Below are 23,798 nucleotides of genomic sequence, written 5' to 3'. Positions count from 1 at the left end.
CGACGAGGTGAGCCAGTACGTCTCCCGGCTCGGCTCCACCCGCACGGCCGCGCGCCTCAGGTTTCCCGGAGGCCTCTCCGGGACCTCCCGCAAGCCACGCCGCGTCGCGATGCTCTCCGTGCACACGTCCCCGCTCCACCAGCCCGGCACGGGCGACGCGGGCGGGATGAACGTCTACATCGTCGAACTGGCCAAGCGTCTCGCCGCGATCAACATCGAGGTCGAGATATTCACCCGGGCCACCACCGGCTCGCTGGCCCCCGCGGTCGAGCTGGCGCCCGGTGTCCTGGTCCGGCACGTCGACGCCGGCCCGTACGAGGGGCTCGCCAAGGAGGAGCTGCCCGCCCAGCTCTGCGCCTTCACGCACGGCGTGATGCAGGCCTGGGCCGGCCAGCGCCCCGGCTACTACGACCTCGTGCACTCCCACTACTGGCTCTCCGGCCAGGTCGGCTGGCTCGCCGCCCAGCGCTGGGGCGTCCCGCTCGTGCACGCCATGCACACCATGGCCAAGGTCAAGAACGCCGCGCTCGCCGAGGGCGACGCCCCCGAGCCGGCCGCCCGGGTCATCGGCGAGACCCAGATCGTGAACGCCTCCGACCGGCTGATCGCCAACACCACCGAGGAGGCCGACGAGCTCGTCCGCTTCTACGACGCGGATCCCGCCGCGGTCGCCGTCGTGCACCCCGGCGTCAACCTGGACCGCTTCCGCCCGGCCGACGGCCGCGCCGCCGCGCGGGCCAGGCTCGGTCTGCCGCAGGACGCGCTGATCCCGCTCTTCGCGGGCCGTATCCAGCCGCTGAAGGCCCCGGACGTGCTGCTGCGCGCCGTGGCGGTGCTGCTGGACCGGGAACCGTCCCTGCGGTCCCGCATCGTCGTGCCGGTGGTCGGTGGCCCGAGCGGCAGCGGACTCGCCAAGCCCGAGGGCCTCCAGAAGCTGGCCGCCCGCCTCGGCATCGCCGACGTCGTGCGGTTCCATCCGCCGGTGGGCCAGGACCGGCTCGCCGACTGGTTCCGGGCCGCGTCGGTGCTGGTCATGCCGTCGTACAGCGAGTCCTTCGGGCTGGTCGCCATAGAGGCGCAGGCGACCGGCACCCCGGTGGTCGCCGCCGCCGTGGGCGGGCTGCCGGTGGCGGTGCGCGACGGGGTCGGCGGCTTCCTGGTGCAGGGGCACGAACCGGAGGCGTACGCCCGCGCGCTCGGGCGGTTCGCGGACGCACCGGAGCTGGTCGAGCGGATGGGGGCGGCCGCCGCGGCGCACGCCGAGTCCTTCGGCTGGGACACGGCCGCCTCGGCGACCGCCGACGTGTACACGGCCGCGCTCTGCGACCACCGCCGCCGGGCCCGGGTGCACCACGGCTGAGCACGGTCGGGGCTGCCCCCGTTCGTGGGGCGGGCGTCGCCGGTCCCGTGCCGTGCGGGGGGCACCCCTGTCGTACGCGCGGTCCCGTGCCGTGCGGGGGGCACCCCTGTCGTACGCGCGGTCCCGTGGCGTGCGGGGGGTACCCCTGTCGTGCGCTCGGTCCCGTGCCGTGCGGGGGCACCCCTGTCGTGCGCTCGGTCCCGTGGCGTGCGCGGGGCACTCCTGTCGTACGCTCGCTGCATGGCTGACGTACCGGACGAAACCGCAGCGGCCCAGGTCATCGAGGCGACGCTGAACGACGCCGGGCTCGTATGGGAGAGCCCGGAGCACGGCAACTACGTCGTGACCCTGCCCGGCACCCGCAAGTTGTCGACAACCTGCTCGCTGATCGTCGGCAAGCACTCCCTCTCCCTCAACGCGTTCGTCGTCCGGCACCCCGACGAGAACGACGCCGAGGTGCACCGCTGGCTGCTGGAGCGCAACCTCCGCCTGTTCGGGGTGAGTTACGCGATCGACTCGCTCGGCGACGTCTACCTGGTCGGCAAGCTGCCGCTGTCGGTGGTCACCCCCGAGGAGCTGGACCGGCTGCTCGGCGTGGTGCTCGAAGCGGCCGACGGGGCGTTCAACACCCTCCTGGAGCTCGGTTTCGCGAGCTCGATCCGCAAGGAGTACGCGTGGCGGGTGTCGCGCGGCGAGTCCACCCGGAACCTGGACGCGTTCAGTCATCTGACCCGGGGTTCGTCCGACAGCTGACGCCCGTCTTCTGCCGATCGCCCCGGCGGCTCTCTGTGAACAGGCGACGCGGGCCGACGGCCTGCGCGGCGGGGTTGTACGGAGCCGCCCCACAGTGTGTTCACAGGGTGGTCACAGCAGAATCACGATCACCGGAGGGTGCCACTGGGCCGGGCATCGCTCACAGGTTCGATCGTAAGGTGTGGATCACTGCGACGGCCCGTCCCAGACGGTGTCGAAGTGCCGCATCGGGGAGGGCGGTTGCCCCCGATCCGGAGATTGCAGGAAGTAGAACCATGCGCGCCACTGCCGTACGCCGTACCGCCCTCGCCGCCTCCGCGGCAGCCCTCACCCTGCTGGCCACCGCCTGCGGCTCCACGTCGGACGCCGACAAGAAGGACGGGAAGGACGACAAGGGCGCGTCGAGCGGCAGCAGTTCGGCCCCGAAGGCCCCGGCCGAGGCGCTCACCGCCGCCGAGCTGGAGAAGGCCACCCTCGCCCAGGGCGACGTGGAGGGCCGCAAGGTCACCAAGGCCGGCCCGGCCGACGAGGTCCCGGCGGACGGCGTCACGGTCGACAAGGAAGGCTGTCTGCCGGTCGCCCACGCCATGTTCGGCGTGGCGCAGAAGGGTTCGGTGGCCACCACGAAGCGCAAGGTGATCGACGAGCCGAAGACCGACGGCAAGAAGAAGTCGCTGGAGGACATGGCGGAAGGCGAAGCCGGGGAGGCGTTCAAGGACGCCTTCGACCTGACGTCCACGTTCGTCGCCCTGCACTCGTACGAGGGGACGGCGGGCCCGGACGCGTTCGCCGCGCTGAAGAAGGCCGCGGCCGACTGCGCGGGCGGCTTCACCGCCACGGTCGCGGGTACGCCGACGAAGGTCGCCTCGATCGCCGAGGAGAAGGTCACCGGCGGCGACGAGGCCGCGGCCTGGACGGTCACCTCCGAGGACGACGGCGACACGGCCCCGTTCAAGCTGGTGGCGCTGCGCAAGGAGGCCACCGTGGCGACGTTCTTCTCCTTCAACCTGGCGGCGGCGGGCGGCGACGTGAAGTTCGAGGTACCGGTCGAGGTCGTGGCGGCACAGGACAAGAAGCTCGCCTGACGTACGGAGGCCGCGCCCCTGCCCTCCCCGCCCGCCCCTCGGGTGGGGTCAGGGCAGGGGGACGAGGCGGACGACGGTGACGGTCAGGACGGACCGGGAGACGTAGTAGAGGACGATGGCCCCGGAGACGGTCGCCTCACGCCGGTCCTGTTCGCTCTTGACGGCGGAGGACGCGTGGCCGTACGGCTCCTCACCGAGGGTGCGGGCCATCTCGTCGCGGAAGACCTGGCCGCCGCGCATCTTGGCCAGGGTGTCGTCGGCGGGCGGTGCGTAGGAGATGCGGAAGCTCAAGCGACGCTCCGCCTCTCGGCCTCGTCCTGCGCCAGCCGGTCCAGGATCTTCTCGGCCTCGGGGTCGGGGACGGCCTCCAGCATCCAGTGCCGCATGACGGCCTGAATCTCGTGCACCCCGGCCTCGTTGATCGCGGAATCGAACTCCTCGCGTCTCTCCTTGGGCAGCGCGGCCCGGATGGCCGGGATGCTGTTGGGCACCTCGACCTCGGCACCGCCGACGAAGGTCTTCAGAGACTCACCCATGATCGCTCTCCTCGATCTCCTTGCCCTGGAAGCACACGGACGGCATGGGCCCACCGTAGTGCGTGCGAGGGGCACTTCGGCGGCCCCGGCGGGGTCACGGATCGGGCACGGACCGGGGGCGCGCCGCAGCCGTGCGGCGGCGGGCCGGGTACGCCGCAACTACACGGCGACGGAACGGGATACGACGAGGCGACCTCGCTGCGGGACCCGGCAACCACGCGGCGGCCGGACGGGGTGCGCCGAAGCTGCGCCCCGGCCCGGCCCCATGGCCCGACGGCGGCGCGGCACCGCACGGACCGCCACCGGGCTCTCAGTCCCGCCCGAGCCGCTCCGCGACCCGGTCGCGCAGGATCGCGTATTCCTCCTGAAGCCGCCGCCACTCGCTGACGGGCGGCCTGACGATGACGTCACCACCGACGACGACCTCCTCCGGCCCGAACTGCTCCCGGGTCAGGTCTATTTCCACGCCCGGGCCCAGGCGGTTCCACCAGTGGAAGTCGGTGCGCACCCCGTCGACATGGACCTCGCCCCGGATCAGCTCCCCGCCGAGCAGGTCGTTGAGCACCATGGCGGTCACCCCGCACTGGTCCCGCGCCGGATTGTCCGGCGTCCAGCGGTCCCGGTACTCCGGGGTGCAGGTCTCGGCGCTCCAACTGTCGCGGAGCGCCTGTTCGATGTCGGTGAGCAGGTAGGTCGCCATAATGATTATGGTGGCAGGGGGCACTGACAACGCGTCCTCCCGGAACTGCGGACTTGCCCGGACTCCTCCGCCAACACCCGTACATGGGACGCGTATCCGTAGCTCACGCACGGGGAGCCGGCCGCCATCAATCGCGTCGACAGAGCCCCCGGCCACCCGGCAGAGTGGTCGCCCGTGACGAGCAGCGAACTGTGGAGCCGAGAGACCGCCGACCGCTACGACGCCGAGGAGGCCGAGAACTCCTCGGCCGCCGCCCTCGAACCGACCCTTGACTTCCTCGCCCGGCTCGCCGGATCCGGCAGGGCCCTGGAGTTCGCCATCGGGACCGGCCGCGTGGGCGTGCCGCTCCGGGAGCGCGGCGTGCCGGTGGCGGGTATCGAACTGTCCGAACCGATGGCGGCGGTACTCCGCCGCAAGGTCGACGCGAACACCCTCCCGGTGACCATCGGGGACATGGCCACCACGGTCGTCCCCGGCGAGTTCACCCTGGTGTACCTCGTCTACAACACCATCTCGAACCTCCTCACCCAGGACGAGCAGGTCGAGTGCTTCCGCAACGCGGCCCGCCATCTCGCGCCCGGCGGCCGGTTCGTCATCGAACTGGGCGTTCCGCCCCTGCGGTTCCTGCCCCCGGGCCAGGTCGCGGTGCCGTTCGACGTGTCCGAGCGGCATCTCGGCTTCGACACCTTCGACCTGGTCGAGCAGATCCTCGTCTCGCACCACTTCACCCGCGACGGCGAGGACGGCCACTACCGCCGCGCCAACTCCCGGCACCGCTACGCCTGGCCGGCGGAGCTGGACCTGATGGCCCGCATCGCCGGGCTGGAGCTGGAACAGCGGGTCGAGGACTGGGGCGGGACGCCGTTCGGCCAGGACTCCGCCAAGCACATCTCGGTCTGGCGCAAGCCGGCGACCTGAGACAGCGGGGCCGGGCGCGGCCCAGCCGCCTCGGGGCGCCCGACCGGACGTGAGTGGCATCGGCTGAACGACCGCACGAACGAGCCCCCCACCAGGCGGAAAACCGCAGGTGGGGGGCTCGGCTGAGCCGGAGGAGACGAGGGCTACTTCTTCTTGCCCTGGTTCTTCACGGCCTCGATGGCGGCCTTCGCCGCGTCCGGGTCCAGGTACGTGCCGCCCGGCTTCAGCGGCTTGAAGTCGGCGTCGAGCTCGTAGGAGAGAGGGATGCCCGTCGGGATGTTGAGGCCCGAGATCTCCTCGTCCGAGATGCCGTCCAGGTGCTTCACCAGACCGCGGAGGCTGTTGCCATGGGCGGCGACCAGGACCGTGCGGCCCGTGAGGAGGTCCGGGACGATGCTGTCGAACCAGTACGGGAGCATGCGGACGACGACGTCCTTCAGGCACTCCGTGTCCGGGCGCAGCTCCGGGGGGAGCGTCGCGTAGCGCGGGTCGTCGAACTGGCTGTACTCGGCGTCGCGGTCCAGCGGCGGCGGCGGGGTGTCGTACGAGCGGCGCCACAGCATGAACTGCTCCTCGCCGAACTCGGCGAGCGTCTGCGCCTTGTCCTTGCCCTGGAGCGCGCCGTAGTGGCGCTCGTTGAGGCGCCAGGAGCGGCGGACCGGGATCCAGAGGCGGTCGGCGGACTCCAGGGCCAGCTGGGCGGTCCGGATCGCGCGGCGCTGGAGGGAGGTGTGCAGGACGTCGGGGAGCAGACCGGCGTCCTTGAGCAGCTCACCGCCGCGGACTGCTTCCTTCTCGCCCTTTTCGGTGAGGTTGACGTCCACCCAACCGGTGAACAGGTTCTTCGCGTTCCATTCGCTCTCGCCGTGGCGGAGGAGGATCAGCTTGTACGGTGCGTCGGCCATGAGTCCGAGCGTAATCGAACCCTTGCGGGGTCCGCGCGCCCGCCCGTAACGCGGACAGGGCCCGGGCCGGGGGCCCGCCCGTGACGCGGACAGGGCCCGGGCCGGGGGCCCGCCCGTAACGCGGACAGGGCCCGGGCCGGAGGGCCCGCCGGGCGGACGATTGACGGGGGACGTCAATCCAGTGGCGGGCGGGGAGCCGGCCTTCGTAATGTCTCGGACGTTGTCGGGGGTGTTACCCGAGGCCTCGTTCCGTACGTCCCGTGGGGGGAATCCTTATGTCCGTCGCCGGTCTGCGCACAGCCGCCCGCGAGACCGTCTCCGGGATGCCCCGCGAGTTCTGGTGGCTGTGGACCAGCACCCTCGTCAACCGCCTCGGCGCGTTCGTCGCGACCTTCATGGCCCTGTACCTGACCCTGGACCGGGGCTACTCCGCGTCGTACGCCGGTCTCGTCGCCGCCCTCCACGGCCTCGGCGGGGTCATCTCCTCGCTCGGCGCGGGCGTGATGACCGACCGGCTCGGGCGGCGGCCCACCATGCTGATCGCGCAGCTCTCCACCGCGGTGTCGGTGGCGGTGCTCGGGTTCATGGTGCACCCCTTCGCCATCGGCGCCGTGGCGTTCTTCGTCGGCATGGCGAGCAACGCCTCCCGCCCCGCCGTCCAGGCGATGATGGCGGACATCGTGCCCCCGAAGGACCGCGTGCGTGCCTTCTCGCTCAACTACTGGGCCATCAACCTCGGCTTCGCGATCTCCTCCGCCGGGGCCGGCTTCATCGCCGAGTACAGCTACCTCGCCGGCTTCATCGGCGAGGCCCTGATGACGCTCGTGTGCGCCGTTCTCGTCTTCCTGAAGGTGCCGGAGTCACGGCCCGAGGAAGCGGCCGTGAAGACCGTCGGCGGCAAGCGGCCCAAGGACGAGGTGCGGCTGACCACCGTCCTGCGCGACGGGCGCTACATGGGTGTCGTGGGGCTGTCGTTCCTGGTGGCGCTCATCTTCCAGCAGGGGTACGTGGGGCTGCCGGTGGCGATGGGTACGGACGGGCTCTCCAGCTCCGACTTCGGTACCGCCATCGCCGTCAACGGCGTGCTGATCGTGGTCCTCCAGATCCCCGTCACCCGCTACATCCAGCACCGCGACCCGCGCCGGCTGCTGATCATCTCCTCGCTGCTCGCCGGGTACGGCTTCGGGCTGACGGCCTTCGCCGGGTCCGTCGCGGCGTACGCCCTGACGGTGTGCGTGTGGACCCTGGCCGAGATCGTGAACGCGCCCACGCAGACGAGCCTGGTCGTGCAGTTGTCGCCCGTCCGGGGCCGGGGCCGCTACCAGGGCATGTACACGATGTCCTGGTCGGTGGCCGCGCTCGTCGCCCCGCTGATGTCCGGCTTCGTGATCGACCACTACGGCGCCGCCTGGCTCTGGGCCGCCTGCGCCGTGATCGGCACGGTCGCCGGCCTCGGCTACTGGCTGCTGATGCGCAATCTGCCGCGCGAGGAGCACACGGTGGCGGACGTCCTGCCCGGGCCCGCGCCCGTACCGGCCGGGGCCCGGCCGGACCAGGCAGAGCCGGAGGCCGTACCCGCCGCGGCGGTGGAGCGGGCGGGCTGATCCGGGGGAGCGGGATCGCGCGTACGGTGCCCGCCCGGAGGAGAAGCCGGGCGGGCACCGTACGTACGTACGCGGCGCGGGTCAGCCGGAGCAGCCGCCGCACTGGCACGGGGCACCGGACTGGCAGCCGCACCCGCAGCCCGGTCCGCAGCCGCAGGCGCCGAGCGCGGCTCCGCGCACCACTTCGGTCGGGGTCTCCCGCTGGGGTTCGGTCGTGGGGGAATCGGCCATGGTTCCTCCTCAGGGCATACGGCTGGGCGGCGGACGCCGGTGCGCCGCCGCCGGGGACGTACGGCATGACCCACCGCTCACGGCCATGGCACCGCCCCCGCCCCATTGCATGCCCATCCCGGCGGGCGCATCAACAGCGCACACGTGCGGGAACATGAGTGCGACCCGCGTGCGCCGTTGATACTCCGGTACGTCAGTGACTGCCGGGGCGGCGGGAACCGCCGGGACCGCCGGAGTGGCCGTCAGGCGCCCTCGACCGGGGCCGCCGCCTGGATCTCGTCCGCGTGCTCGCCCGTCACCAGGTAGACGACCCGCTTGGCGACCGACACCGCGTGGTCGGCGAAGCGCTCGTAGTAGCGGCCCAGCAGGGTCACGTCGACGGCCGTCTCGATGCCGTGCTTCCAGCGGTCGTCCATCAGGTGCTGGAACAACGTGCGGTGCAGCAGGTCCATCTCGTCGTCGTCCTGCTCCAGCTGGAGCGCCAGATCGACGTCCTTGGTGATGATGACCTCGGCCGCCTTGGCCATCAGGCGCTGGGCGAGCTGGCCCATCTCCAGAATGGTGGCGTGCAGGTCGTTCGGGACCGCCGCCTGCGGGAAGCGCAGCCGGGCCAGCTTCGCCACGTGCTGGGCGAGGTCGCCCGAGCGCTCCAGGTCGGCGCTCATCCGCAGCGAGGTCACCACGATGCGCAGGTCGGTCGCCACCGGCTGCTGGCGGGCGAGGAGCGCGATGGCGCGGGCCTCCAGGTCGTGCTGGAGGTCGTCGACCTTCTGGTCGCCGGCGATCACGGTCTCCGCCAGCGCCAGGTCGGCGTCGAGCATGGACGTGGTCGCCCGCCCGATCGCCGAGCCGACCAGCCGGGCCATCTCGACCAGGCCTTCTCCGATCGAATCGAGTTCCTCGTGGTAAGCGTCGCGCATGGGAAGTCCCTCTCCAGTTCCGAACTGAGGCCGGGGTCTCGGACCGACCCCCACGGTTACACGGTGGGGCCGGAACGCGTCCGGATCCAACCCCCTAAGTGAACCGGCTCCTACCCCTCGATGAACTCTGGGCGACGAGTGTTCGAGATGGCACTCGGACGGCTGGGAGGGAGTCGTCGCACCCGCATAACCTTGAAGCATGGACGTGAACGCGGCGGTCGCCGCGGCTGCAGCGATCGCCGGGCTGTTGACCGGTGTGATCGCCATGCTGGCGTTCCGCTGGAGCGAGCGCGACCTGAAACGGCCCACGCGTACGTCGCTCCGGCCGGACGGCAACGCGGCCCTGCCCCCCGGAGTGGACACCGTCCTCTCCGTACTCAGCTCCTCCGCCGTCGTCCTCGACGAGAGCGACGGAGTGGTGAAGGCCAGCTCGGCGGCGTATGCCCTGGGCCTGGTCCGAGGCGGCCGGCTGGCCGTCGAGCCGATGCTCAACATGGCCAGGGACACCCGGCGGGACGGAGAGATACGACAGGGCGAGCTGGATCTGCCACGGCGCGGCACGGGCCGGGGGGACACCCTCGCGGTCTCCGCCCGGGTCGCCCCACTGGGCTCGCGGCTGGTGCTGCTGCTGGTCGAGGACCTCACCGAGGCCCGCCGGATAGAAGCGGTACGGCGCGACTTCGTCGCCAACGTCAGCCACGAGCTGAAGACGCCGACCGGAGCGCTCTCCCTGCTCTCCGAAGCGGTCATGGACGCCTCCGACGACCCGGAGGCGGTGGAGCGGTTCGCCGGGCGGATGCAGATCGAGGCCACCCGGCTGACCAACCTCGTCCAGGAGCTCATCGACCTCTCCCGGGTGCAGAACGACGACCCGCTGGAGGACGCCGAGCCCGTCAAGGTGGAGACGCTGGTCGCCGAGGCGATCGACCGCTGCCGCCAGCAGGCCGGCTCGAAGCAGATCACCATGGCGTCCGCGGGAGCCGAGGGCCTCACTGTCTGGGGCAACCGCGGCCAGCTGGTCGGCGCGCTCGGCAATCTCGTCGAGAACGCCGTCAACTACAGCCCCGCCCACACCCGCGTCGGCATCGCCGCACGCCGCATGACCTCCCCGGGCGGGGACCTCATCGAGATAGCCGTCACTGACCAGGGGATCGGCATCTCCGAGAAGGACCGCGAACGGGTCTTCGAGCGGTTCTACCGCGTCGACCCGGCCCGTTCACGGGCCACCGGTGGCACCGGTCTCGGCCTCGCCATCGTCAAACACGTGGCCGCCTCGCACGGCGGGGAGGTCACCGTCTGGAGCTCCGAGGGCCAGGGCTCCACCTTCACCCTCCGGCTGCCCGAATCGGGCGCCGCGAGGGAGCGCACCACCGGCGGACCGCTTATCGTCAACGGCGACGACGAGGGGCCGTACGAGACCGACACCTTTGACCCCTTCCCTGCCCCGGAGGCTCTTCCGTGACCCGAGTGCTTGTCGTCGAGGATGAGGAATCCTTCAGCGACGCCCTGTCCTACATGCTGCGCAAGGAAGGTTTCGAGGTCGCCATCGCGGCGACCGGCCCCGAGGGGCTGGACGAGTTCGAGCGCAACGGTGCCGACCTGGTCCTGCTCGACCTGATGCTGCCCGGCCTGCCCGGCACCGAGGTGTGCCGCCAGCTCCGCAGCCGCTCCAACGTTCCGGTGATCATGGTCACCGCCAAGGACAGCGAGATCGACAAGGTCGTCGGGCTGGAAATAGGAGCCGACGACTACGTCACGAAGCCCTTCTCCTCCCGGGAGCTCGTCGCCCGCATCCGGGCCGTCCTGCGCCGCCGCGGGGAGCCGGAGGAGGTCACCCCGGCCGCCCTGGAGGCGGGCCCGGTCCGGATGGACGTGGACCGGCACGTGGTCACGGTCTCCGGCGGCAAGGTCGACCTCCCGCTCAAGGAGTTCGACCTGCTGGAGATGCTCCTGCGCAACGCGGGCCGCGTGCTGACCCGGATGCAGCTCATCGACCGCGTCTGGGGCGCGGACTACGTCGGCGACACCAAGACCCTCGACGTCCACGTGAAGCGCCTGCGCGCCAAGATCGAGCCCGACCCGGGCGCCCCGCGCTACCTCGTCACCGTGCGGGGCCTGGGGTACAAGTTCGAGCCGTAGACCGCGGGGCCGCGCATGCCGAAGGGGCGCTTCCCGGCCGGGAAGCGCCCCTTCGGCATGCCGTACGCCCGTTTACGGGGCGGGGTCCCGCGTCAGTTGGCCGGGGGCACCGAGGCGGCGTCGCCCGTGCCCTGCGTGCCGGTCTCGCCCTGGGCGCCCTCGGTGCTCGCGCCGTTCGCCGGCGTGCCGGACGTCTCGCCCTCGGACGCGCCGGGGGTCTCCGCGTCGCCGGACGCCTCGCCCGACGGCGTGGGGCTCGGCTTCTGCGCGGGCGCCTCCGCCTTCGGGCTGGGGCCGAAGTCCTTGAAGAAGCCCTCGGCCGGGAAGACACTGGCACCGAGGCCGACATCGCCGGTCCGGCTGAGCTTGAAGACGACCTGCTGGACGTCGCCGTTGCGCGCCGCCTCGCCGCTGTTCTCGATCGTGGCGGCGGCGTTGCCCTTCCCGCCGATGGTGACCTGGCCGCCGGCCGGGACCACGACGGGACCGTCGCCCTTGGCGGACCGGAGCTTCACCTCGACGTCGGTGCCGGGCAGCGTGACCGCCTCCAGCACCTCGCGCTCGGTACCTTCGTTGAACAGCGTCGCGGCGACGACGGCGGGGCCGTCCGCGCCGCCCTCGGGCTGGGTGAGCACGTTCACGTTCTGGATCTTGATGTCGCCCACCGTGGTGGCCGGGTTGTCCGGCCTGATCTTGAGTGTCTCCGCGTTGTTGCCCGCCGCGCAGGCGGACAGGGAGACGATCGAGAACACGGTGGCGGTGGCGGCGAGGGCGCCGTGTCGAAGGCTGCGGCTCACGGCGGCGGCAACTCCTTGAACGAGTCGGACTGCGGACTTCGGGCGGTCAGTCGTCGAGCGGTGGTGTAAAGCCGCCCTAAGGGTGTGTCAGCGGCCTTAGGCTACCGAGCCGCCGTGCCCGCCCCGCACCCGACCCGCCTCTACGCGCTTCGCCTCTTCGTCGAGGGTGGTGAGGGGCCTTCCCCGGAGGGCGGTGAGCGGCGTCTTCGGGCGCGGCGAGGGTGTTCCCCGGGGGTGGCGGAGGCCTGGTTCCCGCGAGGGGTTCCCCGGGTGGCGGGGGCCTGGCCCCCTCGGGGCGGCGAGGAATGTTCCCCGGGGGCGGCCGTGGACGGGCCGGGCGGCTCGGCAGGCCCGGCGGGGCGCCTCCGGGTGTTGTTCTACCGGCGGGTAAGCCATGTGCCGTTCACATAATCCGTGTGATCAATTCTTCTGCCCGTGTCGCGGGTTCGTCGTGGCTTCGTCGTGGCTTCTTCGCCATTCCCGGCTTCGCGGCGGAAAGGCGCCGGGCGCCATGTGGCTTGATCAATTTCATTGCGGTCGGACAGTTACGCCCGTACGGGTGAGCGATCATCGAACGGAGTACGGAATGACGACCTTCCCGAACCAGACAAAACGGGACTTTCGTCCTCTTCTGTAGGGCTTCCGGACCATGTGGCGTGGGTGTTTCATCCCCGGCGCACAGTGGCTCCGACCTGCGAATACCGTCTTCCGGAAGCCTTCCGCAGCACGTTCGTGTTGCTGTTGTCAAGCCCCGAGATATGCCCTGACCTGCGAAAACGCCATTCAGGAGATGCGGTTCTCGTGTTACTCTGGATAGCCACGGAAGGGGTACCTGTCACATGACGTTCAAGGTTGGCGACACCGTGGTCTATCCCCATCACGGGGCCGCGCTGATCGAGGCTATCGAAACTCGCCAGATCAAAGGCGTGGACAAGACCTACTTGGTGCTCAAGGTCGCCCAGGGCGACTTGACGGTTCGTGTGCCGGCGGACAATGCGGAGTTCGTGGGCGTGCGCGACGTGGTCGGGCAGGACGGGCTGGACCGGGTCTTCGAGGTGCTGCGCGCACCGTATGCGGAAGAGCCGACGAACTGGTCCCGGCGCTACAAGGCAAATCTCGAAAAGCTCGCCTCCGGCGATGTCATCAAGGTCGCGGAAGTAGTGCGTGACCTGTGGCGTCGGGAGCGCGAGCGCGGTCTCTCCGCCGGAGAGAAGCGCATGCTCGCCAAGGCCCGCCAGATCCTGGTGAGCGAGCTCGCCCTCGCGGAGAACACGAACGAGGACAAGGCCGAGGCTCTGCTCGACGAGGTCCTCGCCTCCTGAGAATCGGACGGATCCGGCTCGGCATGCCGGATCGCGCCGGTCGTATGAATGTGCTGCGGTGCCCGCTGACCAGTCGCTTTCGCGCTGCGTCGTCGGGCGCTGCGGCATGTTCGGACCCCGACCGCATCCGGTGCCCGACTGCCGGTAGGCCCCGTGCCCGCGGTGTGATCCGCGTGTGCGGTGGCCGCCGGTGAAGGGCGGCCCCCGTGTCGCGTGAGCGCCCGATGCGACCTGTGCTCGACCGGGGGTCACGGAAGGGGCCCGGTGCGAGCCCAGGGCGTCACGCCCGGCTCGGTGAGGCCCCTACCCATGTCGGTCGTGGAAACAAACCTGCCGAACCTTCGGACCTTCTCGGACCTTCGGAGTGCACTCGATGTCATCGACACCACCCCCGACCGACCGGCCGCGCCCTCCCCGTACCGCCGCGGTGATCCCCGCGGCCGGACGGGGCGTGCGGCTCGGGCCGGGCGCGCCCAAGGCCCTTCGGGTGCTCGGCGGGACGCCCATGCTGATCCACGCCGTTCGCGCCATGGCCGCGTCCCGGGCCGTCTCCCTCGTCGTGGTCGTCGCCCCGCCGGACGGCGCGCCCGAGGTGAAGCACCTCCTCGACGAGCACGCGCTGCCCGAGCACACCGACTACTCGGTGGTGCCGGGCGGTGAGACCCGCCAGGAGTCCGTGCGCCTGGGCCTCGACGCGCTGCCCGACGACGTCGCCGTCGTCCTGGTCCACGACGCCGCCCGCCCCCTGGTGCCGGTCGACACGGTCGACGCGGTCGCCTCGGCCGTACGCGACGGAGCGCCCGCCGTCGTTCCCGCGCTGCCCCTCGCGGACACCGTCAAGGAGGTCGAGCCCGCCGGGACGCCCGGGGAGCCCGAGCCGGTGCTCTCCACCCCCGCACGGGCCAGGCTGCGCGCGGTGCAGACGCCGCAGGGCTTCGACCGCGAGACGCTGGCGCGGGCGCACGCCGAGGTCGCGGTCGACGGCGAGGGCGCCACGGACGACGCGGGCATGGTGGAACGGCTCGGCGCGCCCGTGGTCGTCGTCCCCGGCCACGAGGAGGCGTTCAAGGTGACCCGGCCGCTCGATCTGGTGCTGGCCGAGGCGGTACTCGCCCGCAGGAGGGCCAACGATGGTTTCTGAGAACCCCGGAGCGGGAGCCCCCGTCCCCGCCCCCGTCATCCCGCTCGTCGGCATCGGCACCGACATCCACGCCTTCGAAGAGGGCCGTGAGCTGTGGTGCGCCGGCCTGAAGTGGGAGGGGGAGGGCCCCGGTCTGGCCGGCCATTCGGACGCCGACGTCGTCGCGCACGCCGCCTGCAACGCGCTCTTCTCCGCCGCCGGCCTCGGCGACCTCGGGCAGCACTTCGGCACCGGCCGCCCCGAGTGGTCCGGGGCCGCTGGCATCACGCTGCTCACCGAAGCCGCCCGGATCGTCCGCGCCGAGGGCTTCGAGATCGGGAACGTCGCCGTCCAGGTCGTCGGCCTCCGCCCGAAGATCGGCAAGCGGCGCGAGGAGGCGCAGGAGGTGCTGTCCGCCGCCGTCGGCGCCCCGGTCTCGCTCTCCGCCGCCACCTCCGACGGGCTCGGCTTCACCGGCCGGGGCGAGGGCATCGCCGGTATCGCGACCGCCCTGGTGTACCGGACCGCCTGACGCCCGGTCGGCGCCCGGCCCCGCGCCTGCTGCACATCGCTTGCACGTACGCTGAAGGTGCAAGCGATGTGAGGCAGGAGGCGGGAGTGGCACCGGTGACCAGCGCGACCACGGTGACGGCGACCGACCGGACCGATGACCGGACCGCCCACGGGGGCCACGGGACCTACAGGGACCACGGGGATCACGGGGGCCACGCAGGTGACGGAGGCGACGGCGCCGCCGGATACGTCCTGCGCACCGCCACCGCCGACGACCTCGGCGGAGCGCGGGCCGTGATGCTCGACACCGTCTACCGCGACCTGAAGTCCGGCTACGTACCCCGCTGGCACGCCGACATCATCGACCCCCAGGCCGCCTACCTGCGCCCGGAGCGCTGCACCCTGCTCGTCGTCGAGCACGGCGGCGAGATCGTCGCCACCGGGGCCGTACGCGACCGGGGGCCGCAGGCGCCGCCCAACCCCCCGTGGGTCGCCGAGCGCTTCCCCTCCGGGACCACCGCGCAGCTCTGCCGGATCTATGTGCGCCCCGAGCACCGCAGGCACGGACTGGCCCGGCGGCTGGTGCGCGAGCTGGGGGAGTTCGCCGCCAGGGCCGGGGGGTACGAGGCGCTGTACTTGCACACCGACCCGGCCGTGCCGGGCGCCGAGCCCTTCTGGCGTTCGCTGGCCCGCGAGGTGTGCGACGAGCGGACGCTGCCCGGGGGCGGGCAGGGAATCGTCCACTTCGAACTGCCGATGCCCGGGGCCGGCCCGGCCTCCGTCGGCGGCTTCACCCGGACCGCCCCCGCCAGTTAGACGACAATCATTTTCATATAAGGTCGTTGCGATGCCCACCCCCCGTCCCCGCCCTCACCGCCGCCGCGTCGCGCTGCCCCTGGCCGCCGCCGCGCTCCTCGTGCCCGTCGCCACCGCCTGCACCTCCTCCACGGATTCCGGCGGCTCCGGCGGCGACCAGCGGCTGAAGGTGGCCATGGCCTTCCCGCCCGCCCAGGCCATGTCCCCGTACGGCGACGACGCCGTCACCCTGAGCCGGCTCGCCGTCGTCGAAGGACTCACCCGGCTCGACCGGAACGGGGAGGCCGAGCCGGCTCTCGCCGCCTCCTGGAAGCGCGACGGCGACCGGGTCTGGGAGTTCACGGTCCGCGAGGACACCGTCTTCCAGGACGGGACGAAGCTCGACGCCGCCGCCGTGGTCCGCTCGCTGACCGCCGCGCAGAAGGCGTCCCCCAAGCCCCGGGTGCTGTCCGACACCACGCTCACCGCCACGGCCGAGGACGCCCGGACCGTACGGATCACCACGAAGGACGCCGAGCCGCTGCTGCCCCAGCGGCTCGCCAACCCCTCCCTGAGCATCCTGTCCGCCGCCGCGTACAAGGACGCGGCCCGGGTGAACCCCGCCGGGCACGCCACCGGCCCCTTCACCCTCGCCGAGGTCAACGGCGCGGTCAGCGCCACCCTGGAGCGCAACGACACCTACTGGGGCGGCAGGGCCAAGGCCCCCGGCGCCGACGTGAAGTTCGTCGCCGACGGCACCGCCCGCGCCAACGCGCTGCGGACGAAGGACGTCGACGTCGCCGAGTACGTACCGATCTCCCAGGCCTCGCTGCTCGGCGACGGCCTGGTCCACGAGTTCCCCTCCGCCCGCACCAACGGCCTTTCCCTGAACACCGGACGCGGCGTCTTCGCCGACCCGGCGATGCGCGCCGCCGCCCGCGAGGCCATCGACTCCCAGGCCCTCGTCGACGGCGTCTACGAAGGGCGTGCCGACACCGCGCGGGGGCTGCTGGGCCCCGGCGTCCCGTGGGCCGCCGACCTGCGCACCGCCCCCACCGGCCGCGCGAAGGCCGCCGCCCCCGCCGAGGTCGCCGGGACGCGGCAGATCGTGCTCGCCACCTACACCAACCGGCCCGAGCTGCCCGAGGTCGCCACCGTCGTCCAGCAGCAGCTGGAGAAGCGCGGCTTCACCGTCAAGCAGGTCGTCCGCGACTACGCGCAGATGGAGGCCGACGCGCTCGCCGGGAAGTACGACGCGTTCATCCAGGCCCGCAACACCCTCCTGGACACCGCCGACCCGGTCTCCTACCTCGCCTCCGACTTCACCTGCGACGGCAGCTTCAACATCACGCAGCTCTGCGCGACCCCCGTCGACGCCGCCGTCGACAAGGCCGCCGCCCTCGCCGACACCGACGCCCGCCACCGGGCCGAGATGGCCGCCGAGGCCGCGATCCTCGGCTCCGACGCCCTCGTCCCGCTCGTCCACGAGCGCTTCGTGCAGGGCTACGACGACACCCGCGTCCGGGGCGTCGCCCTCGACCCCATGGAGCGCACCCTCATCACCGCCGACACCCGCGTCGGGTGACCGCGTGAAGTACCTCGCGGGACGGCTCGGCACGCTGCTCGCCGTCGTCGCGGTGATCGGGCTGCTGCCCTGGCTGACCCGGACCGACCCGGCCCGCACGATCCTGCACGCCCGGTACGCCGACCGGGCCCCGACACCCGAGACCCTCGCCGCGATCCGCGCCGAGACCGGGCTCGACGGCGGACCCCGGCACGTCCTGGGCGGCTGGCTCGGCGGGCTCGTACGCGGCGACCTCGGCACGTCCTGGGTCTCCGGGCAGCCCGTCGGACCCGACGTGACCGCCGCCCTCGGCACCTCCCTCACCCTGATGGCCGCCTCCCTCGCCGTCGCCGTGCTCCTCGCCCTCGCGCTGAGCGCCGCCACCCTCCGGCGCGGGGCCGCGCGCCGGATCGTCCGGGTGCGCGCCGGAGCGGGGGCGGCGGTGCTCGCCGCGCTGCCGGAGTTCCTGCTCGCCGCCGTACTGGCCACGGTCCTCGCCGTGCACCTCGGGTGGTTCCCGGCGCTCGGCTGGGGCGCCCCCGACCAGCTCGTGCTGCCCGCGCTCGCCATGGGCGTCCCCGCCGGGGCGCTGCTCGGCCGGCTGCTGGACGACGCCCTGCCCGGCGCGTTCGCCGAACCCTGGGCCCGCGCCGCCGCCGCGAACGGCCTGCCCGGCCGCATCGTCGCCCGGCACGCCCTGCGCCGGGCGCTGCCTGGGCTGCTGCCCCAGCTCGGCCTGGTCACGGTCGGGCTGACCGGCGGGGCGGTCGCCGTCGAGACGCTGTACGCGATCCCCGGCCTCGGCGGTACGGCCCTGGCCGCCGCCCTCGCCCAGGACCTGCCCGTCCTCCAGGCGGCCGTGCTGGTCCTGCTCCTCCTCGGCGTCGCCGCGGGCCTGCTCTCCCGCCTCGCCGTCCGCACGCTGCTCGGCCCCGCCCTCACCGACCGCGCGCTGCCCGCCCTCGTCGCGCCCCGGCTGCCCGGCCGCCGCGCGCTCGCCGTCGCCGCCGTCGCCCTCGGCGGCCTCCTGATCGCCGTCACCGTCGCGGGCCTCCTGCGCGATCCGCTCCACGTCGACACGGCCGCGCGCCTCGCCGGCCCCTCCGCCGCGCACCCCTTCGGCACCGACAACCTCGGCCGCGACGTCCTCGCCCGCCTCGGCCACGGTGCGGCCCGCACCGCGCTGGCCGCCGTGGCGGTCGGAGCCGTCACCCTCGTGCTCGGGCTGCTCCTCGGGGCCGCCCGCGCCGGGGCGCTCACCGAGACGGCGAACGCGCTCCCCGCCGTGCTCGCCGGCCTCGTCGTCGCGGGCATCGCCGGTCCGGGCCCCTGGGGCGCCGCGGCGGCGGTGGCCGCCGTCGCCTGGGCCCCGCTCGCCGCCCACACCGCCGCCCTGTACGCCCAGGAGAAGGCGGCCCCGCACCTCGCCGCCGCCGTCGCCCTCGGCGCGGACCGGGCCCACCTCCTGCGCCGCCACGTCCTGCCCGGGGTCCTGCCGCCGGTGGTGCGCCACGCCCTGCTCCGCATCCCGGCCATCGCGCTGGCCCTCGCCTCCCTCGGCTTCCTCGGCCTCGGCACGCAGGCCCCGGCGCCGGAGTGGGGCCGGATGCTGTCGGAGAACATGCCGTACGCGGAACGCGCCCCGTGGGCCGTCCTCGCTCCCGCCGCCGCGCTCGCCGTCCTCGGCGCACTGGCCGTCCTCACCTCGGCCGCCGTGCGCGGGCGCACTCCGGCGGGCCTGAAGTGACCCGACACGAACCGGAGCCCGCCGACGCGCCCGCGCCCACCCGCACCGTCGCGCCCGCGCCCACCCGCACCGTCGCGCCCGCGCCCACCCGCACCGGCGAACCCGCGCCCGCGCCCGCCCGCACCGACGCGCCCGAGCCCGCGCCCACCCGCACCGGCGCGCCCGAGCCGGAACCCGCGCACGCCGGCGGGCCCGCAGGAGCCCTTGCCGAGGGGAAGAGCCGCCGCCGGCCCCGGTTCGCGAGCGCGCCCACGCCGTACCTCCGGCTCCTCACCGCCACCCAGTTCGCCTTCAACACCGGCTTCTATGCCGTCCTGCCCTACCTGGCCACCCACCTCGGCAGCGGCCTCGGCATGGCGGGCTGGCTCGTCGGCCTCGTCCTCGGGCTGCGCACCTTCAGCCAGCAGGGGCTGTTCGTCGTCGGTGGCGCGCTCACCGACCGGTACGGACCACGCCCCGTCGTGCTGGCGGGCTGCGCCCTGCGGATCGCCGGGTTCGGCTGGCTCGCCTTCGCCGGGTCCACGGCCACTGTCATCGCCGCGGTGCTCCTCATCGGCTTCGCCGCCGCGTTGTTCTCCCCGGCCGTCGAGTCCGAGGCCGCCCGCGAGGCCGTCCGGCACGAACGGGACACCGGCGCCCCGCGCGCCCACGTCCTCGCCCTGTTCTCCGCCGCCGGGCAGGCCGGGGCGTTCATCGGGCCGCTGCTCGGCTCCCTGCTCCTGCTGCTCGGCGGCGGCTTCCGGGCCGCCTGCCTCGCCGGGGCCGTCGTCTTCGTCGCCGTACTGGCCGGGCACGCCCGTCTGATGCCACGCGCCGACCCCGTACGGACACGGAAACGGGAACGGAAACGGGAAGGGGTACAGGGACAGGGAGGGGGCGGGGCACAGGCCCCGGGCGCCGTCACCCGTACGGCCCGACCGGGGCGGTCGTCCTGGCGCGCGGTGTTCACCAACCGGCCGTTCCTGCTGCTCTGCCTCGCGTACAGCACCTACCTTGTCGCCTACAACCAGCTCTATCTCTCGCTGCCCGTCGAGGTGGAGCGGGCCACCGGATCGGGGGCCGCGCTCGGCTGGCTCTTCGCGCTGTCCTCGCTGCTCGTCGTCGTCGCCCAAATGCCGCTGACCCGCTTCTCCGCCCACCGGATCGCCCCGCGTACCGCACTGGTCACCGGCCTGGTGGTCGTCGCCGCCGGGTTCGCCGCCGTACCGCTGACCCCCGCCGGCCCCGGCGGACTGCTGCCCGGCGCGGCGCTCGTCGTCCTGCTGACCCTGGGCCAGATGCTGCTGGTCCCCGCAGCCCGGGGCCTGGTGCCCGACCTGGTCGAGGACCGGCAGCTCGGGCTGGCCACGGGGGCGCTGTCCTCCGTCTCCGGGATCGCCGTCCTCGGGGGGAGCGCGGCGACCGGCGCGCTGCTCGACGCGCCCGCGCCCGTGCGGTGGGCGGCGCTCGCCGCGGTCCCCCTGGCGGGGGCGGCACTGGCGTTCACTCTTCCGGTGGGCCGGGGCGGGAAGGATCAGGGAACGCGCGCGGTCGCGGGGTAGGAGCAGCACCGGACGAAGTACCGAACCGCACCCCAGGAGGACGTACGCATGACCGCCACCCTCTCCGCCGAGCTCAAGAACCTGCTCGACAGTCCCGTCTTCGTCAACATCGCCACCATCCAGCCCGACGGCAGCCCCCAGGTCTCCCCGGTCTGGGTCAAGCGCGACGGCGACGACGTCCTGATCTCCACCACCGTCGGCCGCCGCAAGGAGAAGAACCTCCGCCGCGACCCGCGCGTCACCGTGGTCGTCCAGCCCTTCGACGCCCCGTACACCTACGCGGAGATCCGCGGCGAGGCGACGCTGACGACGGACGGCGGGCAGGAACTGATCGACGAGCTCTCGATGAAGTACACCGGCAAGCCGTACGCGGAGTTCAACCCGGACTCCGACCGCGACGACCCCCGTGTCGTCGTCCGCGTCTCCCCGCGCAAGGTCGTCGGCCGTATCTAGGCCCCGGGCCGGGCCCCACGGAGGGTGTGACTAGGCCCCGGACCGGGCCCCACGGAGGGTGTGAGAACGCTCTCCGGGCCCTTCCCGGGCCGTTCCGGGGCATCCCGGTACCAGAAAGTTGTCCCCGCGATCCCCAAGGGTCGCGGGGCACTGGTGCGGGCCTACTACCCTTGAGGCGTGACTATTCGCCTGCACGACACCAACGCCCGGCAGATCCGCGACTTCGTCCCGCTCACGGCGGGCTGTGTCTCGATCTACCTCTGTGGCGCCACTGTCCAGGCAGCACCGCACATCGGCCACATCCGCTCGGGCCTGAACTTCGACATCATGCGCCGCTGGTTCACCTACCGCGGCTACGACGTCACGTTCATCCGGAACGTCACCGACATCGACGACAAGATCATCACGAAGTCCGCCGAACAGGGCCGGCCCTGGTGGTCGATCGGCTACGAGAACGAGCGCGCGTTCAACGACGGCTACGACGCGCTGGGCTGCCTGCCGCCCACGTACGAGCCCCGGGCCACCGGCCACGTTCCCGAGATGATCGAGATGATGCGCGGTCTGATCGAGCGAGGTCACGCCTACGAGGCCGACGGCAACGTCTACTTCGACGTGCGCTCCCTGCCCAGCTATCTGGAGCTCTCCAACCAGGAGCTGGACGATCTGCGCCAGCCCTCCGGCGACGGCGAGACCGGCAAGCGCGACCAGCGCGACTTCGCCATGTGGAAGGCGACCAAGCCGGGCGAGCCCAGCTGGGAGACGCCCTGGGGGCGCGGCCGGCCCGGCTGGCACCTGGAGTGCTCCGCGATGGCCCACAAGTACCTGGGCTCCGCCTTCGACATCCACGGCGGCGGCCTCGACCTGATCTTCCCGCACCACGAGAACGAGATCGCCCAGGCCAAGGCGTACGGCGACGCATTCGCCACGTACTGGGTGCACAACGCCTGGGTCACCATGTCCGGCGAGAAGATGTCCAAGTCGCTGGGCAACTCCGTCCTCGTCAGCGAGATGGTCAAGCAGTGGCGCCCGATCGTCCTGCGCTACTACCTCGGCACCCCGCACTACCGGTCGATGATCGAGTACAGCGAGGAGGCCCTGCGCGAGGCCGAGTCCGCGTTCGCACGGATCGAGGGCTTCATCCAGCGCGTCACCGAGAAGGCCGGGGAGGCCGTCGCCCCCGCCGCCGAGGTGCCGCCCGCCTTCGCCGCCGCGATGGACGAGGACCTGGGCGTCCCGCAGGCGCTGGCGATCATCCACACCACCGTCCGCCAGGGCAACAGCGCACTGGCCGCCGACGACAAGGAAGCCGCGGCCGCCCGCCTCGCCGAGGTCCGGGCCATGCTCGGCGTCCTCGGCCTGGACCCGCTCGACCCGCACTGGGCGGGCGAGAGCGACCGGGGCGAGGACCTGCACGGCGTCGTCGACACCCTCGTGCGCCTCGTCCTCGACCAGCGGCAGTCGGCCCGCGACCGCAAGGACTGGGCCGCCGCCGACGCCATCCGCGACCAGCTGGGCCAGTCCGGCCTCGTCATCGAGGACAGCCCCACCGGCCCCCGGTGGACGCTGGGACCGCGCTGAGCGCCCCCGCCGAGCAGTGCAGATGTGCCGCCCGGCGATCCGGGCGGCACACTTTCCCTATACATACGTACGTCTGAAAGCAACGAAACAGGTAGATCATGGCCGGGAACAGCCAGCGCAGGAACCGCCGCACGTCCAACAAGAAGGGCATGCAGGTCGGCAGCGGTGGCCAGCGACGCCGTGGCCTCGAAGGCAAGGGGCCGACGCCGCCCGCCTCCGCCCGTAAGGGACACAAGAAGAACCGGATCGCCGGCGCCCAGGCCAAGCAGGCCGCGGCCCGCCGCCCCGCGCCCCGGCGCGGCGGGGTGAAGGGCACCTCGGAGATGGTCGTCGGCCGTAACCCGGTCTACGAGGCCCTGCGCGACGGCGTGCCCGCCGTCACCCTCTACGTCCAGCAGTACATCGACAACGACGAGCGCGTCCGCGACGCCCTCAAGCTCGCGAGCGAGCGCGGCAACATCAACCTGATGGAGGCCCCGCGCCCCGAGCTGGACCGGATGACGAACGGCCTGAACCACCAGGGCCTCGTCCTCCAGGTCCCGCCGTACGAGTACGCGCACCCGGAGGACCTCACCGCCGCCGCGTACGACAACAACGAGGACCCGCTGATCGTCGCCCTCGACGGGGTGACCGACCCGCGCAACCTCGGCGCGATCGTCCGCTCGGTCTCCGCGTTCGGCGGCCACGGCGTCGTCGTACCCGAGCGCCGCGCGGCCGGCATGACCGCCGGCGCGTGGAAGTCCTCGGCCGGCACGGCGGCCCGCACGCCCGTCTCCCGGGTCACCAACCTCACCCGCGCGCTGGAGGGCTACCAGAAGGCGGGCCTCACGGTCGTCGGCCTGGCCGCCGACGGCGAGCACACGGTGGAGGACCTGGAGCAGCTGGCGGGCCCGGTCGTCATCGTCATCGGCAGCGAGGGCAAGGGGCTCGGCCGTCTCGTCGGCGAGACCTGCGACTACCGGGTGCGGATCTCGATGCCGGGCGGCGCGGAGTCGCTCAACGCCGGTGTCGCGGCGGGCATCGTGCTGTACGAGGTGGCGCGCCGCCGCGGATAGCCGTCCGCCGGGCCGCCGGGGCCGCGGCGTTCTCGCGTGGCGCCGCGTGCGGCACCGCGTGTGCGCGGCCGCGCGTGGCGCTGCGTGTGCGTGGCACCGCGCGGGGCACTGTGTGCGTGTCATTGCGCGTGCGTGGCGCCGCGCGGGCCGTGCGCGGTAACG

At 72.7% G+C, this 23,798-nt stretch carries 24 protein-coding genes; 17 read left to right on the top strand and 7 right to left on the bottom strand.

Annotation, left to right across the window (positions count from 1 at the left end; translation table 11 throughout):
• The first annotated feature begins 7 nt into the window (after positions 1–7).
• The 3 genes from mshA to PSQ21_RS14540 all read left to right on the top strand — a co-directional run bounded on the left by mshA (position 8) and on the right by PSQ21_RS14540 (position 3,198).
• A complete protein-coding gene (mshA, locus tag PSQ21_RS14550; RefSeq protein ID WP_274030927.1) occupies positions 8–1,360 on the top strand; it encodes a D-inositol-3-phosphate glycosyltransferase in 1,353 nt (450 codons plus the stop codon).
• 240 nt (positions 1,361–1,600) lie between these two features.
• Positions 1,601–2,113 carry a YbjN domain-containing protein gene (locus PSQ21_RS14545; RefSeq protein ID WP_274030926.1) on the top strand — a complete coding sequence of 171 codons (513 nt, stop codon included), beginning with the start codon at positions 1,601–1,603 and terminating at the stop codon, positions 2,111–2,113.
• Between the two features lie 275 nt (positions 2,114–2,388).
• Complete coding sequence (locus tag PSQ21_RS14540; RefSeq protein WP_274030925.1) at positions 2,389–3,198, top strand: hypothetical protein; 810 nt, start codon at positions 2,389–2,391, stop codon at positions 3,196–3,198.
• 48 nt (positions 3,199–3,246) lie between these two features.
• On the opposite strand, the gene PSQ21_RS14535 is transcribed toward PSQ21_RS14540, so the two are convergent.
• From PSQ21_RS14535 to PSQ21_RS14525, 3 genes are all read right to left on the bottom strand, one after another.
• Positions 3,247–3,489 carry a hypothetical protein gene (locus PSQ21_RS14535; RefSeq protein WP_274030924.1) on the bottom strand — a complete coding sequence of 81 codons (243 nt, stop codon included), beginning with the start codon at positions 3,487–3,489 and terminating at the stop codon, positions 3,247–3,249.
• Positions 3,486–3,734: a hypothetical protein gene (locus tag PSQ21_RS14530; RefSeq protein ID WP_097867524.1), complete on the bottom strand. Its 249-nt coding sequence runs from the start codon at positions 3,732–3,734 to the stop codon at positions 3,486–3,488. The genes PSQ21_RS14535 and PSQ21_RS14530 overlap by 4 nt, the downstream gene beginning before the upstream one ends.
• 310 nt (positions 3,735–4,044) lie before the next feature.
• Positions 4,045–4,434, bottom strand: coding sequence for a YunG family protein (locus PSQ21_RS14525; protein WP_274030923.1), 390 nt, complete (start codon positions 4,432–4,434; stop codon positions 4,045–4,047).
• 174 nt (positions 4,435–4,608) lie between these two features.
• Between PSQ21_RS14525 and PSQ21_RS14520 the strand changes: the two genes are divergently transcribed.
• The gene (locus tag PSQ21_RS14520; protein ID WP_274030922.1) at positions 4,609–5,352 is read left to right on the top strand and encodes a class I SAM-dependent DNA methyltransferase; all 744 of its coding nucleotides are present in this window, start codon (positions 4,609–4,611) and stop codon (positions 5,350–5,352) included.
• A gap of 143 nt (positions 5,353–5,495) precedes the next feature.
• Here PSQ21_RS14520 and PSQ21_RS14515 read toward each other — a convergent pair whose 3' ends face one another.
• Complete coding sequence (locus PSQ21_RS14515) at positions 5,496–6,257, bottom strand: phosphoglyceromutase (protein ID WP_018959814.1); 762 nt, start codon at positions 6,255–6,257, stop codon at positions 5,496–5,498.
• A 275-nt stretch (positions 6,258–6,532) separates the two neighbouring features.
• Here PSQ21_RS14515 and PSQ21_RS14510 point away from each other — a divergent pair, with 275 nt between their 5' ends.
• Positions 6,533–7,861, top strand: a complete 1,329-nt coding sequence (locus tag PSQ21_RS14510) for an MDR family MFS transporter (protein ID WP_274035773.1) — start codon at positions 6,533–6,535, stop codon at positions 7,859–7,861.
• An 81-nt stretch (positions 7,862–7,942) separates the two neighbouring features.
• Here PSQ21_RS14510 and PSQ21_RS14505 read toward each other — a convergent pair whose 3' ends face one another.
• On the bottom strand, positions 7,943–8,092 hold the full coding sequence (locus PSQ21_RS14505) for a hypothetical protein (RefSeq protein WP_274030921.1): 150 nt from the start codon (positions 8,090–8,092) through the stop codon (positions 7,943–7,945).
• Between the two features lie 242 nt (positions 8,093–8,334).
• On the bottom strand, positions 8,335–9,012 hold the full coding sequence (gene phoU, locus PSQ21_RS14500) for a phosphate signaling complex protein PhoU (protein WP_018959812.1): 678 nt from the start codon (positions 9,010–9,012) through the stop codon (positions 8,335–8,337).
• Positions 9,013–9,211: 199 nt separating this feature from the next.
• Between phoU and PSQ21_RS14495 the strand changes: the two genes are divergently transcribed.
• Both PSQ21_RS14495 and PSQ21_RS14490 read left to right on the top strand, forming a co-directional pair.
• Positions 9,212–10,474, top strand: coding sequence for a sensor histidine kinase (locus tag PSQ21_RS14495; RefSeq protein WP_097867538.1), 1,263 nt, complete (start codon positions 9,212–9,214; stop codon positions 10,472–10,474).
• The gene (locus PSQ21_RS14490) at positions 10,471–11,151 is read left to right on the top strand and encodes a response regulator transcription factor (RefSeq protein ID WP_189520573.1); all 681 of its coding nucleotides are present in this window, start codon (positions 10,471–10,473) and stop codon (positions 11,149–11,151) included. Before PSQ21_RS14495 ends, PSQ21_RS14490 begins: the two co-directional genes overlap by 4 nt.
• A gap of 92 nt (positions 11,152–11,243) precedes the next feature.
• On the opposite strand, the gene PSQ21_RS14485 is transcribed toward PSQ21_RS14490, so the two are convergent.
• Positions 11,244–11,948 (bottom strand): DUF461 domain-containing protein, encoded by a 705-nt coding sequence (locus PSQ21_RS14485; RefSeq protein WP_274030919.1) that lies wholly within the window; start codon positions 11,946–11,948, stop codon positions 11,244–11,246.
• Positions 11,949–12,787: 839 nt separating this feature from the next.
• On the opposite strand from PSQ21_RS14485, the gene PSQ21_RS14480 reads away from it, so the two are divergent.
• The 10 genes from PSQ21_RS14480 (at position 12,788) to rlmB (ending at position 23,636) form a co-directional block, all read left to right on the top strand.
• Positions 12,788–13,270 carry a CarD family transcriptional regulator gene (locus PSQ21_RS14480; protein ID WP_003953493.1) on the top strand — a complete coding sequence of 161 codons (483 nt, stop codon included), beginning with the start codon at positions 12,788–12,790 and terminating at the stop codon, positions 13,268–13,270.
• A 373-nt stretch (positions 13,271–13,643) separates the two neighbouring features.
• Positions 13,644–14,411 carry a 2-C-methyl-D-erythritol 4-phosphate cytidylyltransferase gene (ispD, locus tag PSQ21_RS14475; RefSeq protein ID WP_274030917.1) on the top strand — a complete coding sequence of 256 codons (768 nt, stop codon included), beginning with the start codon at positions 13,644–13,646 and terminating at the stop codon, positions 14,409–14,411.
• Positions 14,401–14,922, top strand: a complete 522-nt coding sequence (gene ispF / locus PSQ21_RS14470; protein WP_274030916.1) for a 2-C-methyl-D-erythritol 2,4-cyclodiphosphate synthase — start codon at positions 14,401–14,403, stop codon at positions 14,920–14,922. The genes ispD and ispF overlap by 11 nt, the downstream gene beginning before the upstream one ends.
• Before the next feature lie 86 nt (positions 14,923–15,008).
• Positions 15,009–15,719: a GNAT family N-acetyltransferase gene (locus PSQ21_RS14465; RefSeq protein ID WP_443334390.1), complete on the top strand. Its 711-nt coding sequence runs from the start codon at positions 15,009–15,011 to the stop codon at positions 15,717–15,719.
• Positions 15,720–15,750: 31 nt separating this feature from the next.
• Positions 15,751–17,283 (top strand): ABC transporter substrate-binding protein, encoded by a 1,533-nt coding sequence (locus PSQ21_RS14460; RefSeq protein WP_274030915.1) that lies wholly within the window; start codon positions 15,751–15,753, stop codon positions 17,281–17,283.
• A gap of 4 nt (positions 17,284–17,287) precedes the next feature.
• Entirely contained in the window at positions 17,288–19,009 is a 1,722-nt protein-coding gene (locus PSQ21_RS14455; RefSeq protein WP_274030914.1) for an ABC transporter permease subunit, read from the top strand.
• Complete coding sequence (locus PSQ21_RS14450; RefSeq protein ID WP_274030913.1) at positions 19,006–20,550, top strand: MDR family MFS transporter; 1,545 nt, start codon at positions 19,006–19,008, stop codon at positions 20,548–20,550. Before PSQ21_RS14455 ends, PSQ21_RS14450 begins: the two co-directional genes overlap by 4 nt.
• Positions 20,551–20,598: 48 nt before the next feature.
• Positions 20,599–21,003 (top strand): PPOX class F420-dependent oxidoreductase, encoded by a 405-nt coding sequence (locus PSQ21_RS14445; protein ID WP_274030912.1) that lies wholly within the window; start codon positions 20,599–20,601, stop codon positions 21,001–21,003.
• Between the two features lie 177 nt (positions 21,004–21,180).
• Positions 21,181–22,581 (top strand): cysteine--tRNA ligase, encoded by a 1,401-nt coding sequence (gene cysS / locus PSQ21_RS14440; protein ID WP_274030911.1) that lies wholly within the window; start codon positions 21,181–21,183, stop codon positions 22,579–22,581.
• Positions 22,582–22,679: 98 nt separating this feature from the next.
• Positions 22,680–23,636 (top strand): 23S rRNA (guanosine(2251)-2'-O)-methyltransferase RlmB, encoded by a 957-nt coding sequence (gene rlmB, locus PSQ21_RS14435; protein ID WP_097867448.1) that lies wholly within the window; start codon positions 22,680–22,682, stop codon positions 23,634–23,636.
• Positions 23,637–23,798: the final 162 nt, after the last annotated feature.

The sequence above is a fragment of the Streptomyces sp. MMBL 11-1 genome, from assembly GCF_028622875.1.
GTDB lineage: Bacteria > Actinomycetota > Actinomycetes > Streptomycetales > Streptomycetaceae > Streptomyces.
Note: the sequence above shows the minus strand (reverse complement) of the source record. Positions and strands in the feature narration are given on the sequence as shown.